This is a genomic window from Rhizobium sp. 2MFCol3.1 (genome assembly GCF_000377565.1).
In the GTDB taxonomy this organism is placed as follows: domain Bacteria; phylum Pseudomonadota; class Alphaproteobacteria; order Rhizobiales; family Rhizobiaceae; genus Rhizobium.
This window is the reverse complement of record NZ_KB898361.1, coordinates 183126-195966: the sequence shown is the minus strand read 5'-3', so window position 1 is coordinate 195966 and position 12841 is coordinate 183126. Positions and strand designations below refer to the sequence as shown.

General features: G+C 60.8%; 14 protein-coding genes. 8 read left to right on the top strand and 6 right to left on the bottom strand.

Features of this window, described 5'->3' with window-relative positions:
- Window positions 1-3: 3 nt before the first annotated feature.
- On the bottom strand, window positions 4-1029 hold the full coding sequence (locus tag D460_RS0118285) for an amino acid ABC transporter substrate-binding protein (protein ID WP_018900028.1): 1026 nt from the start codon (window positions 1027-1029) through the stop codon (window positions 4-6).
- Between the two features lie 379 nt (window positions 1030-1408).
- Between D460_RS0118285 and D460_RS0118280 the strand changes: the two genes are divergently transcribed.
- The gene (locus tag D460_RS0118280) at window positions 1409-2599 is read left to right on the top strand and encodes a cystathionine beta-lyase (RefSeq protein ID WP_018900027.1); all 1191 of its coding nucleotides are present in this window, start codon (window positions 1409-1411) and stop codon (window positions 2597-2599) included.
- Window positions 2600-2611: 12 nt separating this feature from the next.
- Here D460_RS0118280 and D460_RS0118275 read toward each other — a convergent pair whose 3' ends face one another.
- Window positions 2612-3763 carry an FAD-dependent monooxygenase gene (locus tag D460_RS0118275; protein ID WP_018900026.1) on the bottom strand — a complete coding sequence of 384 codons (1152 nt, stop codon included), beginning with the start codon at window positions 3761-3763 and terminating at the stop codon, window positions 2612-2614.
- A gap of 25 nt (window positions 3764-3788) precedes the next feature.
- The gene (locus D460_RS0118270) at window positions 3789-4034 is read right to left on the bottom strand and encodes a zinc-finger domain-containing protein (RefSeq protein ID WP_018900025.1); all 246 of its coding nucleotides are present in this window, start codon (window positions 4032-4034) and stop codon (window positions 3789-3791) included.
- Between the two features lie 186 nt (window positions 4035-4220).
- On the opposite strand from D460_RS0118270, the gene D460_RS0118265 reads away from it, so the two are divergent.
- The 7 genes from D460_RS0118265 to clpA all read left to right on the top strand — a co-directional run bounded on the left by D460_RS0118265 (window position 4221) and on the right by clpA (window position 10752).
- Window positions 4221-5006 carry an alpha/beta hydrolase gene (locus tag D460_RS0118265; protein ID WP_018900024.1) on the top strand — a complete coding sequence of 262 codons (786 nt, stop codon included), beginning with the start codon at window positions 4221-4223 and terminating at the stop codon, window positions 5004-5006.
- Window positions 5007-5219: 213 nt separating this feature from the next.
- The gene (gene cysE / locus D460_RS0118260; RefSeq protein ID WP_026283285.1) at window positions 5220-6068 is read left to right on the top strand and encodes a serine O-acetyltransferase; all 849 of its coding nucleotides are present in this window, start codon (window positions 5220-5222) and stop codon (window positions 6066-6068) included.
- Between the two features lie 137 nt (window positions 6069-6205).
- Window positions 6206-6409: a DUF3126 family protein gene (locus D460_RS0118255; protein ID WP_018900022.1), complete on the top strand. Its 204-nt coding sequence runs from the start codon at window positions 6206-6208 to the stop codon at window positions 6407-6409.
- A 150-nt stretch (window positions 6410-6559) separates the two neighbouring features.
- A complete protein-coding gene (locus D460_RS0118250) occupies window positions 6560-6994 on the top strand; it encodes a DUF3597 domain-containing protein (protein ID WP_018900021.1) in 435 nt (144 codons plus the stop codon).
- A 264-nt stretch (window positions 6995-7258) separates the two neighbouring features.
- Entirely contained in the window at window positions 7259-7627 is a 369-nt protein-coding gene (locus tag D460_RS0118245) for a phasin family protein (RefSeq protein ID WP_018900020.1), read from the top strand.
- Between the two features lie 259 nt (window positions 7628-7886).
- Window positions 7887-8240 carry an ATP-dependent Clp protease adapter ClpS gene (gene clpS / locus D460_RS0118240; protein WP_018900019.1) on the top strand — a complete coding sequence of 118 codons (354 nt, stop codon included), beginning with the start codon at window positions 7887-7889 and terminating at the stop codon, window positions 8238-8240.
- A gap of 10 nt (window positions 8241-8250) precedes the next feature.
- A complete protein-coding gene (gene clpA / locus D460_RS0118235) occupies window positions 8251-10752 on the top strand; it encodes an ATP-dependent Clp protease ATP-binding subunit ClpA (RefSeq protein WP_018900018.1) in 2502 nt (833 codons plus the stop codon).
- Between the two features lie 76 nt (window positions 10753-10828).
- Here the strand turns inward: clpA and D460_RS0118230 are convergent, their stop codons facing one another.
- The 3 genes from D460_RS0118230 to D460_RS0118220 are packed head-to-tail and all read right to left on the bottom strand — an operon-like array spanning window position 10829 to window position 12837.
- Window positions 10829-11119 carry a Dabb family protein gene (locus D460_RS0118230; RefSeq protein WP_018900017.1) on the bottom strand — a complete coding sequence of 97 codons (291 nt, stop codon included), beginning with the start codon at window positions 11117-11119 and terminating at the stop codon, window positions 10829-10831.
- A 49-nt stretch (window positions 11120-11168) separates the two neighbouring features.
- Window positions 11169-11594 carry an HIT family protein gene (locus tag D460_RS0118225; protein ID WP_018900016.1) on the bottom strand — a complete coding sequence of 142 codons (426 nt, stop codon included), beginning with the start codon at window positions 11592-11594 and terminating at the stop codon, window positions 11169-11171.
- Between the two features lie 52 nt (window positions 11595-11646).
- Entirely contained in the window at window positions 11647-12837 is a 1191-nt protein-coding gene (locus D460_RS0118220) for a GNAT family N-acetyltransferase (RefSeq protein ID WP_018900015.1), read from the bottom strand.
- Window positions 12838-12841: the final 4 nt, after the last annotated feature.

Here is a 12841-nt window from a genome sequence, read left to right as displayed (position 1 = left end):
CGATTAGCGGACCGGAGGTGCGTACTGGATGCCGCCCTTGTTCCACAGCGCGTTCAGGCCGCGAGCGATCTTCAGCGGGCTGCCCTGGCCGATGTTGCGCTCGAAGATTTCGCCGTAGTTGCCGACGCCCTTGATGACGTTTGCAGCCCAGTCGTTGGTGAGACCGAGATCGGTGCCGATCTTGGTGTCAGCCTCGGAGCCGAGGAAGCGCTTGATATCTGGGTTCGGCGAGTTCTTCATCTCGTCGACGTTGGCCTGCGTGATGCCGAACTCCTCGGCGTTGATCAGCGCGTAAGCCGTCCAGGAAACGATGTCGAACCACTGGTCGTCGCCCTGGCGAACGGCCGGGCCGAGCGGCTCCTTGGAGATGATCTCAGGCAGGATCATGTGCTCGTCGGGGTTCTTCAGCGTCAGACGCAGCGAGTAGAGGCCGGACTGGTCGGTGGTGTAGACGTCGCAACGGCCCGAATCATAGGCTGCGTTGACTTCCTCGAGCTTTTCGAAAACCACCGGATTGTACTGCAGGTTGTTGGCCTTGAAGTAGTCGGCGAGGTTGAGCTCGGTCGTGGTGCCGGACTGTACGCAGATGGCAGCGCCCGAGAGTTCGAGAGCCGACTTCACGTTCAGGCTCTTGCGAACCATGAAGCCCTGACCGTCATAATAGGTGATCGGGCGGAAGTTGAAGCCGAGAGCGGTGTCACGGTTGATGGTCCATGTCGTGTTACGCGACAGGACGTCGATTTCGCCGGACTGCAGCGCCGTGAAGCGCTCCTTGGCGTTGGTCGGCGTGTACTTCACTTTGGTCGGATCGCCGAAGACGGCGGATGCAACGGCCTTGCAGAAATCGACGTCGAAACCGGCCCAGTTGCCGGAAGCGTCAGGTGCCGCGAAACCGGTCAGACCGGTGTTGACGCCGCACTGAACGAACCCTTTTGCTTTTACGTCCCCAAGCGTCGTCGCCGAAGCTGCCGAAGCGCCAAGTGCGAAGACTGCTGCGCCAATGGCGACCGACAGAAGCTTAATCTTCATTTTTCCCAACCTTTTTCCGTTATCTTTTGTTTATTGTGGGAGCATCCGCAGAAGCATGCTGACCCCCCAAAAGACCCGACACCCTCCCGGCGCGAGTTGGTCTATCACAGTCGGAAATGTCACCACGGTCAAGTCTCGCGCCACAAGATTGCGTGATATTTCGGCAATTTGCTGAGTGCGGCTCACAAAATGAGCAATTGATTACCCAAAAGGCAGTGTTTGGCGAAAAAAATCGCGCAAACTCACTGATATATCTGGATAATTGCCGTACCGACCGGTTCTCTTGGTCGACTTTACGTTACGTGAGCGGGGTTGACCCCGCCTCGGGAGAGGTCCAAGAGTTCCGCAAAGAGCGTTCATTCCAAAGGCTTAATTAGACATGACAGATAGAGACGGCCTGCTTCAAAACGCCGGCATCAACACCCGCCTTTCGCATATCGGCAATGATCCTTCCGACTATCATGGCTTCGTCAATCCGCCCGTCGTGCATGCGTCGACGGTGCTGTTTCCCAATGCCAAGGCGATGGATCAGCGGGCGCAGAAATACACCTACGGAACACGCGGAACGCCGACCACCGATGCTCTTTGCGAAGCGATAGACGCGCTTGAGGGATCGGCCGGAACGATACTCGTTCCCTCGGGTCTCGCCGCCGTCACGGTGCCGTTCCTGGCTTTCCTGTCGTCCGGCGATCATGCGCTGGTCGTCGATTCGGTCTATGGCCCGACCCGCCATTTCTGCGACACGATGCTGAAGCGCCTCGGCGTTTCCGTCGAATATTACGATCCGGCCATCGGCGTCGGCATCGAGACGCTGATCAAGCCCAACACCAAGCTGGTGCACACCGAAGCGCCGGGTTCCAACACCTTCGAGATGCAGGATATTCCGGCCATTGCCGCGATCGCCCACAAGCACGGCGCGGTGGTGACGATGGACAATACCTGGGCGACACCTGTCTATTTCCGCCCGCTCGATTACGGCGTCGATATCTCGATCCACGCGGCGACGAAGTATCCGTCCGGCCACTCCGATATTCTGATGGGCACGGTTTCGGCCAATGCCAAGCACTGGGAGCAGCTGCACGAGGCCAACATCACGCTCGGCATCTGCGGCGCGCCTGACGATGCCTACCAGATCCTGCGCGGCCTGCGCACCATGGGTGTGCGCCTCGAGCGCCACTACGAGAGCGCGCTCACCATCGCCAAATGGCTGGAAGGCCACGAAGACGTGGCCGCCGTGCTGCATCCGGCGTTGCCGAGCTTCCCGGGCCACGAGCTCTGGAAGCGCGACTTCAAGGGCGCCAGCGGGATCTTCTCCTTCGTGCTGAAGGCCGATAGCCCGGCCGCCTTCAAGCCGAAGGCGCATGCCTTCCTTGATGCGCTCCGGATTTTCGGTCTCGGTTGGTCCTGGGGTGGTTTCGAGAGCCTTGCGGTCCACGTCAATCTGAACGACCGCCGCGTCACCAAGGCGCCGACCGAGGGGCCGGTGATCCGCCTTCAGATCGGTCTGGAGGATGTTGCCGATATCAAGCTCGATATCGAGCGCGGTTTCGCCGCCGCCAAGGCGGTCTGATCAGCGGCGCTGTCAGTCCATCGCGCGATAAGCGTAGATCCAGTCAAGATCCGCCGCGAGACTTTGCGGCGGCTTCAAAGAAAGAACGATATCACGCCCGATCCGGAATGGACCACGGGCGTGATAGACGAACTGGTTGAACGCGCCGCGTTGGCGCAGCCGGTTCACGCGCGGCACGCGATGGGCCTCGAACAGCGGCAGCGCTTCTGAAGCAGGGCGTTTGGCCAGGAACGACGCCAGTTCGTAGGCGTCTTCGATCGCCATCGCAGCACCTTGCGCGGCAAACGGCATCATCGCATGCGCCGCATCCCCGATCAGCACCGTATCGCGGCCGTTCTGCCACTTGCCGCGCGTCGCCTCGTAAAGCGGCCAGAAGGTCATCTCGCCGGATTTTTCGAAGAGCGACAGCAACGCCGGGTTCCAGCGCGAGAAGCGGGCGAGCAACTGTTGGCGCTGCGCCTGCGTCGGCTGCGCCAGCCATTCGCGGGTAGCGGCATGGCCCGTGGTGATCGCCACCATGTTGAAGTTGTCGGTCTCGCGCAGCGGATAGGCCACCAGATGCGCCGATGGCCCGAGAAAGGCCGAAACACTCTCGCGGTTCAGCACGCCCCGCGCATCCGCCGCCGAGACGGTGAAGCGATAGGCGATGTTGCCGGAAAAGCGCGAGGAGGGGCTGTCGGCGACGAGATCGCGTGTCTTCGACCAGACGCCATCGGCGCCGATGATCACGCCGCCCGCGCGAGTGATCGCTGCGATGTCGCCGCTTTCGATGCGCGAGCCGAGATGCAGCGTGCAGAGCGGATTGTCTTTTACGGCGGCAAGCAGCGCGCCTTGCAGGCTCGTGCGATGCAGCACCCCGTAGGGCGCCTCCCAGCGCGCGCGGGCGGCAGGGCCCGATGGCACGGCGGCCAGTTCATGCAGTGATGTGCCGGAGATCAGGCGAATGTTGTTCGGCTCGAGCCAGATCGGCGTCAGCAGGTCGAGAACGCCGAGCTTGTCGAGGATGCGCGATGCATTGGGCGATATCTGCAGCCCGGCGCCCACCTCGGTCAGCTCAGGCGCCTGCTCGAAGATCTCGGAGCGAATGCCATGCCTGGCGAGTGCCAGCGCCGCCGTCAAACCAGCGACGCCCGCTCCGATAATAGCGGCATGTTCGACCGACATGGTCGATCCAATCTGTGTTTTAGAATTAAGCGACCTGGAAGTGGAAGACGCAGCCAGCCGGGTTCGTCTGGGTGGCCTTCAGCGCGCCGTTGAAGCGGTAGAGAGTCGAGCAGTAGGAACAGACCTTCTCGTTCTCGTCGCCCATGTCGATGAAGATATGCGGGTGGTCGTAGGGAACGGAGGCGCCGGTGCACATGAATTCCTTCACGCCGACTTCGATGACACGGTGTCCGCCGTCGTTCTGGAAGTGAGGGATATTGTGACCGGCCATGAGGGATCTCCGAATGCCTTTGAAAACGTGGGCACCTTATAGTGCGTCGCCGGAAATGTGTCGAGCCAAAGGAGAGGCGCGCCCGATAGTTTTTGGAGGCGCTTTTGGACCGTGCTTTTTGATTGGGGCAGGGGTTCCCGTCAGCGGCCCGATAAAATATGGTCCCGGCAAAACAGGACTGCCCCGATGAACTTGAATACGCCTGCCTTTTCGACCTTCGTGCACGACGGCCTCAACCTCTCCTACTTCGACGAGGGAAATCCCGAGGGGCCGCCGGTGCTGCTCATCCACGGCTTCGCCTCCACCGCCAGCGTCAACTGGGTCTACCCGGGCTGGCTGAAAACGCTGGGCGAGGCCGGATACCGGGTCATCGCCATGGACAACAGAGGCCACGGCGCAAGCGACAAGCCGCATGATTCCGAAGCCTATCGCCCGTGGATCATGGCGGCTGATTCCATCGCGCTGCTCGATCACCTCGGCATTCCGGAAGCCAACCTCATCGGCTACTCGATGGGTGCGCGCATCTCGGTCTTCGCGGCGCTCAGCAGGCCCGATCGCGTCCGCTCGCTGGTGCTCGGCGGCCTCGGCATCGGCATGACCGATGGTGTCGGCGATTGGGACCCGATCGCCGATGCGCTGCTGGCGCCCTCGATCGATGGCGTCACCCATGCCCGCGGCCGCATGTTCCGCGCCTTCGCCGAGCAGACGAAGAGCGACCGCCAGGCGCTCGCCGCCTGCATCAGGGGCTCGCGCGATCTGGTCGAACGAAGCGACATGGCGAAGATCGAGGCGCCGACGCTGGTGGCGGTTGGCACCAAGGACGACATCGCCGGTTCCCCGCAGGAACTGGCGGCGCTGATGCCCGACGCCCGCGCGCTCGATATCCCCGGCCGCGACCACATGCTCGCCGTCGGAGACAAGGTGTTCAAGGCGGCCGTGCTGGACTTCTATGCGGAGCTCTCCGCCCGGTGACATCAGGGGCGGGCGCGCAAGGACGATCGTTCACCAAAATGTGGAAATAGCGAAAAGCCGTTTCCGTCGCCCCATTTATATCAGCCGGATTTTGCCCTATATAGGGTGACACTCAGGCGCAAATGCCCGGCGCCGATCGACGGATCCAGCCGGAATACCCAGTCTGAATACAATGCCCGGATGGAATGCCATTCGGAAGACAAGGAGACCTCGATGGTCGCGAAGTCAGACATTCGTCCTCTTGAGACCCAAGGTTCGCTCAAGGCGATGGACCCCATCTGGGATAGCCTGCGCGAGGAAGCGCGTCTTGCCGCCGAAGCCGATCCGGTGCTGGCGGCATTTCTGTATTCCACCGTGCTCAACCATCGCTCGCTCGAGGAATGCGTGATCTACCGCATCTGCGAGCGCCTTGATCATCCCGATATGCAGGCGATCCTGCTGCGCCAGACCTTCGACCAGATGCTGGCCGACTGGCCGGAATGGGGCGCCATCCTGCGCGTCGATATCCAGGCCGTCTACGACCGCGATCCAGCATGCCTGCGCTTCATGGAAGCGCTGCTCTACTTCAAGGGTTTCCACGCGCTGCAGACCCATCGTCTCGCGCACTGGCTGCTCAATCGCGGCCGCCGTGATCTGGCGCTCTACCTGCAGAGCCGCTCGTCGAGCGTCTTCCAGACCGACATCAACCCGGCCGCACGTATCGGCCGCGGTATCTTCCTCGATCACGCGACGGGACTCGTCGTTGGCGAAACCGCCGTCATCGGCGACAACGTCTCGATCCTGCACGGCGTCACGCTCGGGGGCACCGGCAAAGAGGGCGCCGATCGCCATCCGAAGATCGCCAGCGGCGTCTTGATCGGCGCGGGTGCTAAGATCCTCGGCAATATCGAGATTGGTCATTGCTCGCGCATTGCCGCCGGTTCCGTCGTGCTGAAGGCGGTACCGCCGAAGACGACCGTCGCGGGCGTACCCGCCAAGGTGGTCGGCACGGCCGGCTGTTCGGAACCATCGAGGCTCATGGATCAGGTGATCATGGATCAGGTGATGGGCGCCGACATCTAGGCGTTTTCGCGTCGCTCATAGCGACAACATGGCCTGAAGAACGGCGGGGAAAGCGGTATCGCAACCGGCTCCGCGCCTTTACAGACCCAACTTTCCCATGCAAAAAGCGGCCATTGAGACCGCTCAGGAGATGCAGTGTGAAGCCCGAAGAAATCAAGAAACTCGACGCCTATTTCAAACGCACGTTCAACCCGGAAATGATCGTCAAGGCACGTCCGCGCAAGAACGACTCCGCTGAAGTCTACATGGGCGAGGAATTTCTGGGCGTCGTCTACATCGATGACGAGGACGGCGACCGCTCGTACAACTTCTCGATGGCGATCCTCGACGTCGATCTCTGATCCGGTTGCGAGCTTCGTCTCGCACCGATTGTGCCTGGGCCGCGACGTCGCGGCCTGGCCGAAATTGCTGGTCCCGCTCTGGACCACCCGGTCTTGCGCCCCATCTTGGGCTTGAGCATGTGCTCGAGCGCCATCAAGGGGAAACCGGACATGGGTATTTTCGACAAGATCAAACACGCAATCTGGGGTGAGGCACACGCCGCCGAGGCAACCCCGGCCGCTGCACCTAAGATCGAGCCCGCGCAGGCGCCGATATCGCCTTCAGCCGCCCCGAGCCCGTCTCCGACCCCTGCACCCACATCGCCAGCCACTTCCGCGCCATCGACCTCGGTCGATATCGCCATGGTGCTCGACGCCGCCGTCAAGAAGAACGGCCAGAAGCTCGATTGGCGCCGCTCGATCGTCGATCTCATGAAGGCTCTTGGCATGGATGCGAGCCTGACCGAGCGCAAGGAGTTGGCGACCGAGCTCGGCTATACCGGCGACAAGAACGACTCGGCGACGATGAACATGTTCCTGCACAAGTCGCTTCTGAAGAAGCTGTCGGAAAACGGCGGCAAGGTTCCGGCCGATCTGCTCGACTGATCGTCGTCGAGAAAGTATTCGCGGCTCGCAACCGAGTTTTTGTTCAAAGCTTACGGTTGCGGCCGCCTGATATATTTTAGCGAAATTAATTAAAGACGTACGTCGCTCGAAAACCGGGCCGCAATTACAATCATCGACGCAACCAATGATTGTTTTGCATTGCACAAAGTCGCTTGACTTCGTGTGCGGTGCAGCTAACCTTCGATGTCGAGGCAGGGCAAGGAGGCCCACGCACGGCAAGTACGCAAGACAAGGAGGATAGTCATGCTGAATTTTGAGGACACGAATCGCAAGAGTAAGGAAGCCATGGACGCGGTGCTGAAAAGCTACTCGGAAACCGCCAAGGGCATGCAGGCGATCGCCATGGAAACCACCGAATATTCCAAGAAGTCTTTCCAGGATGCTGTCACGCATTTCGAGACGCTCTCGGGCGCCCGCAGCTTCGAAGCCGTCTTCGAGTTGCAGACCAGCTATGTGAAGTCCGCCTACGAAAACTTTGTCGCCGAAGCGACGAAGCTGACGGAAATGTACTCCGACATCGCCAAGAGCGCCTACAAGCCCTATGAGGCGCCGGTCGCGGCTGCCGCGAAGGCAATGAAGCCGGCGCCGGTGGCGACGCAGACGGCGGCCTAAGCTTAGCGCACACGTCTCTTACCTCTTGAAATACAAAGACCGGCTACGCATCTGCAGCCGGTCTTTTTGTTTTGCCGTCAGGCAGTCTCAAATCTGCGCGCTATTTTTGTGTCTTTGCGCCTGACGCGGGCGAATTGTGATTGCAGTGTGAAGCAAGGGGCTTAAAATCGCTCTATTATGAACTAAGTTAGTAGTCAGACATTCGGCGGGTAAAGCACATCTCCCATGCTCCGCCGGGTTGATCGAGGAACGAATGAAAATGATCGCAACGCCCGTCCGGATGCAGGATGATAGCGAAAGGAACGGGGACAACGGAAATCGCGGCACCTCGGTCATAACGCGCACCAAACCGAAGACCAAGAAGCCTAACCTGTACCGCGTACTTATTCTGAACGACGACTACACGCCCATGGAATTCGTCATCCACATCCTGGAGCGGTTTTTTCAGAAGGACCGTGAAAGTGCCACCCGCATCATGCTGCATGTCCACAACCACGGCGTTGGCGAATGCGGAACATTTACATACGAGGTGGCGGAAACCAAGGTGAGCCAGGTGATGGACTTCGCCCGACAGCACCAGCATCCGCTGCAATGCGTCATGGAAAAGAAGTGAGGATCTGAACGTGCCAACATTTTCGCCTAGTCTTGAGAAGGCGCTCCATCAGGCACTGACCTTTGCCAACGAGCGGCATCACGAATATGCGACGCTCGAGCATCTGCTGCTCGCCCTGATCGACGACGCCGATGCGGCAGCCGTCATGGGTGCCTGCAACGTCGACCTCGTCGCGCTGAAGAAGACGCTCGTCGAATACGTCGACAATGAACTCTCCAACCTGATCACCGGATACGATGAAGACTCGAAGCCCACCTCCGGCTTCCAGCGTGTCATTCAGCGTGCGGTGATCCATGTGCAGTCGTCCGGCCGCGAGGAAGTGACCGGCGCGAACGTGCTCGTCGCCATCTTCGCCGAGCGCGAAAGCCACGCTGCATACTTCCTGCAGGAGCAGGAAATGACCCGCTACGACGCGGTCAACTACATCTCGCACGGCATCGGCAAGCGCGCCGGCTCTTCGGAAAACCGCACGCCGCGTGGCGCCGAGGAAGGCGAAGCCGAGAGCAAGCCGAATGCCGCGCGCGGCACCGAGGAAGAAGGCGGCGCAAAGAAGCAGCAGGACGCCCTGAAGGCTTATTGCGTCAATCTCAACGAGAAGGCCAAGACCGGCAAGATCGATCCGCTGATCGGTCGTCACGCCGAGGTCAACCGCACCATCCAGATCCTGTGCCGCCGTTCGAAGAACAATCCGCTCTACGTCGGTGATCCCGGCGTCGGCAAGACGGCGATTGCCGAAGGCCTCGCCAAGCGGATCATGGAAGGCAAGGTTCCGGAAGCGCTGGCCGATGCGACGATCTTCTCGCTCGACATGGGCACGCTGCTCGCCGGCACCCGCTATCGCGGTGATTTCGAAGAGCGTCTGAAGCAGGTCGTCAAGGAACTCGAGGAGTATCCTGGTGCCGTTCTGTTCATCGACGAAATCCACACGGTAATCGGCGCCGGCGCCACCTCTGGCGGCGCGATGGATGCATCGAACCTCTTGAAGCCGGCTCTGTCTTCGGGCGCGATCCGCTGCATCGGTTCGACCACCTACAAGGAATATCGTCAGTTCTTCGAAAAGGACCGCGCCCTGGTGCGTCGCTTCCAGAAGATCGATGTGGCTGAGCCGTCCATCGACGACGCCATCGCGATCATGAAGGGGCTGAAGCCTTACTTCGAAGAATATCACCACCTGCGCTACTCGAACGACGCCATCAAGACGGCGGTCGAGCTGTCGGCGCGCTACATCTCCGACCGCAAGCTGCCGGACAAGGCGATCGACGTGATCGACGAAACCGGCGCGGCCCAGATGCTTCTGCCGCCATCCAAGCGCCGCAAGCTGATCACCGAGAAGGAAATCGAGGCAACGATCGCCACGATGGCCCGCATCCCGCCGAAGAGCGTGTCGAAGGACGACGAAGCCGTTCTCGCCAATCTCGAGCAGGAACTGCGCTCGGTCGTCTACGGCCAGGACCTCGCGATCGAAGCGCTCTCGACCTCGATCAAGCTGGCGCGCGCCGGCCTGCGTGAACCGAACAAGCCGATCGGCTCCTACGTTTTCTCCGGCCCGACTGGTGTCGGTAAGACGGAAGTGGCCAAGCAACTGGCCTCGTCGCTCGGCGTCGAGCTTCTGCGCTTCGACATGTCCGAGTACATGGAGCGGCACACGGTCTCGCGTCTGCTCGGTGCGCCTCCCGGCTATGTCGGCTTCGACCAGGGCGGTCTCTTGACCGATGGCGTCGACCAGCATCCGCATTGCGTGGTGCTGCTCGACGAAATCGAAAAGGCCCATCCCGACATCTACAACATCCTGTTGCAGGTGATGGACCATGGCACGCTGACCGACCACAACGGCAAGAAGATCGACTTCCGCAATGTCATCCTGATCATGACGACCAATGCGGGCGCGTCGGAAATGGCAAAGGCAGCCTTCGGCTTCGGTTCGTCCAAGCGGACGGGCGAGGACGAGGAAGCGCTGAACCGCATCTTCACGCCGGAATTCCGCAACCGTCTCGACGCGGTCATCCCGTTCGCGCCGCTGCCGACAGTGGTCATCCACAAGGTCGTGCAGAAGTTCATCATGCAGCTCGAAGCCCAGCTTTCCGAACGGAACGTCACCTTCGACCTGCACGAGGATGCGATTTCGTGGCTGGCAGAGAAGGGCTACGACGAAAAGATGGGCGCCCGTCCGCTGGCGCGCGTCATCCAGGACGTCATCAAGAAACCGTTGGCCAACGAGATCCTCTTCGGCAAGCTGAAGAAGGGCGGCGTCGTCAATGTCACCGTCGGACCGAAGGAAGACGGCAAGCCGGGCATCATCCTGGAAGCCGTGTCGGACACCGCGCCGATCAAGCCGAAGCCGGAAGCCGAAGTCGTACACCCCGAGGTGGACGACGAGGATGACGGCGAGCTGAAGACGAAGGCCAAGGCCAAGAAGGCCACGGTCAAGAAGTCGAAGGCAGCAGCGGTTGCCGAGCCCGAGGTCAAGAGCGCGCCGAAGAAGGGCGCGGTGCCGAGGGTGCCGAAGAAGTAAAGCGAATAGAAAAGGCGGCTTTCGAGCCGCCTTTTTTCATGTCTTGGAGCCTGTGCCTCTGACAAGGGAACGCTGGTCAGAGCGGTGCGTAGTCGATCTCGAGAAATTCTTCGACCTCAGGCACCCAATGGTCGCGGACAAAGGCCGTGTGTACGGGATGCTCGTTGTAAGCGTCGTATCCAGCCTGATTTTCGAACTCCATCGAAAAGCCGAAAGCGAAGCTGTTCTTGCGGCTGGTCTGCCGCAACTGCTCGAAGTTTCTCACGCTTGGGATCGTGGAGAGGATGAGTGCTGCGTCAAGAAACGCCTTTTCCTCGGCGGATCCTTCCGCGTGCTTCAGGCGAAATGCCACGGTGTGACGTATCATTGAAGTTCTCCGCTATCAGTGCGTTCAGCTCAAAGCTCGGCGTTGTCGATCAAAGCTCCGCTTTGATCTTCTCGGCATTCGCCGCCAGCACGGCGCCATCTTCCATCTGGCCGGAATGCGGCTTCAGCGCGATGCCTTCGTGGCGTGGGATGACATGGAAGTGCAGGTGGAAGACGGTCTGGCCGGCGGCCGGTTCGTTGAACTGGCAGACGAACACGCCGTCGGCGTCGAAGGCTTCCTTCACCGCGTTGGCGATCGTCTGGACAACGGGGATGGTCTTGGCGAGTGCTGCCGGATCGGCGTCGAGAAGGTTGCGCGAGGCAGCCTTCGGCACGACAAGCACGTGGCCCGGCGCCTGTGGCATCACATCCATGAAAGCCAGCGTATGCTCGTCCTCGTAGACCTTGACCGAGGGGATCTCGCCACGCAGGATCTTGGCGAAGATGTTGTTGGTGTCGTAAGCCGCGCTCGTCATCTTATCTCTCCTGATGGTGTCCTGTTCGCGTAGCGCGGCTGAGGAGAGGGCGTCAATCCTCCTGTAGCCGCTCGCCGCGACGGAACGGGCTGTGCTCGCTCAAAATCTCGTTCATGTGCTCGACGTCATCGCGCTCGCGGGCGAGGTAATCACCGATCGCCTGGCGAAGGCCCGCATGGGCGACATAGTGGGCCGAGTGCGTTGTCACCGGCAGGTAACCTCGGGCCAGCTTGTGCTCTCCCTGCGCGCCTGCCTCCACCCGCTTCAGCCCCTTGGCGAGCGCGAAATCGATCGCCTGGTGATAGCAGACCTCGAAATGCAGGAAGGGATGATCCTCGATGCAGCCCCAGTGCCGGCCGTAGAGCGTTTCGGAGCCGATGAAGTTGATGGCGCCGGCGACGTAGCGGCCATTGTGCTTGGCCATGACAAGCAGGATATCCTCGGGCATGCGCTCGCCGATCAGCGAGTAGAATTCCCGCGTGAGATAGGGCCGCCCCCATTTGCGGCTGCCGGTATCCATGTAGAAGGCGAAGAACTGGTCCCAGATATCCTCGGTCAGATCGCTGCCGGTCAGCCAATCGATGCTGATGCCGTTTTCGAGCGCCGCCCTGCGTTCCTTGCGAAGCGCCTTGCGTTTGCGCGAGGCGAGCGTTTCCAGGAATTCATCGTGGTTGGCATAGCCTTCGTTGATGAAGTGGAATTGCTGGTCGGTACGGTGCAGATACTCCTCGCTCTCCAGCACCGCCATCTCGTCGTCTGGCACGAAGGTGATGTGCGCGGAGGATACGCCGAGGCGACGCACGACTTCCTTCAGACTTTCCGCCATCGCGTCCTGTACGGCCAGACGCGGATAATCCTCGGCGACCAGCAGGCGCGGTCCGGTGGCGGGCGTAAAGGGGATGGAGCATTGCAGCTTCGGATAATAGCGTCCGCCGGCGCGCTCGAAGGCGTCGGCCCAGCCATGATCGAAGACATATTCGCCGCGGCTGTGGTTCTTCAGATAGCCGGGCAGGGCGCCGACAAGGCGCCCGTCGTCCGTCTCGAGCAGCATGTGGTGCCCGAGCCAGCCCGTCTCCGCGGTTGCCGACCCCGATTCCTCGAGCGACGACAGGAAGGCGTGTGAGACGAAGGGATTATAGGCGATCGATGTGCTTGATCGGGAAGCCCCGGCGAGCTTGGACCAGCTCTCCGGGGAAATCGCGGTGAAAGACCGCTCTATGCGGATTGAAAGTTCATCAGTCATGGAG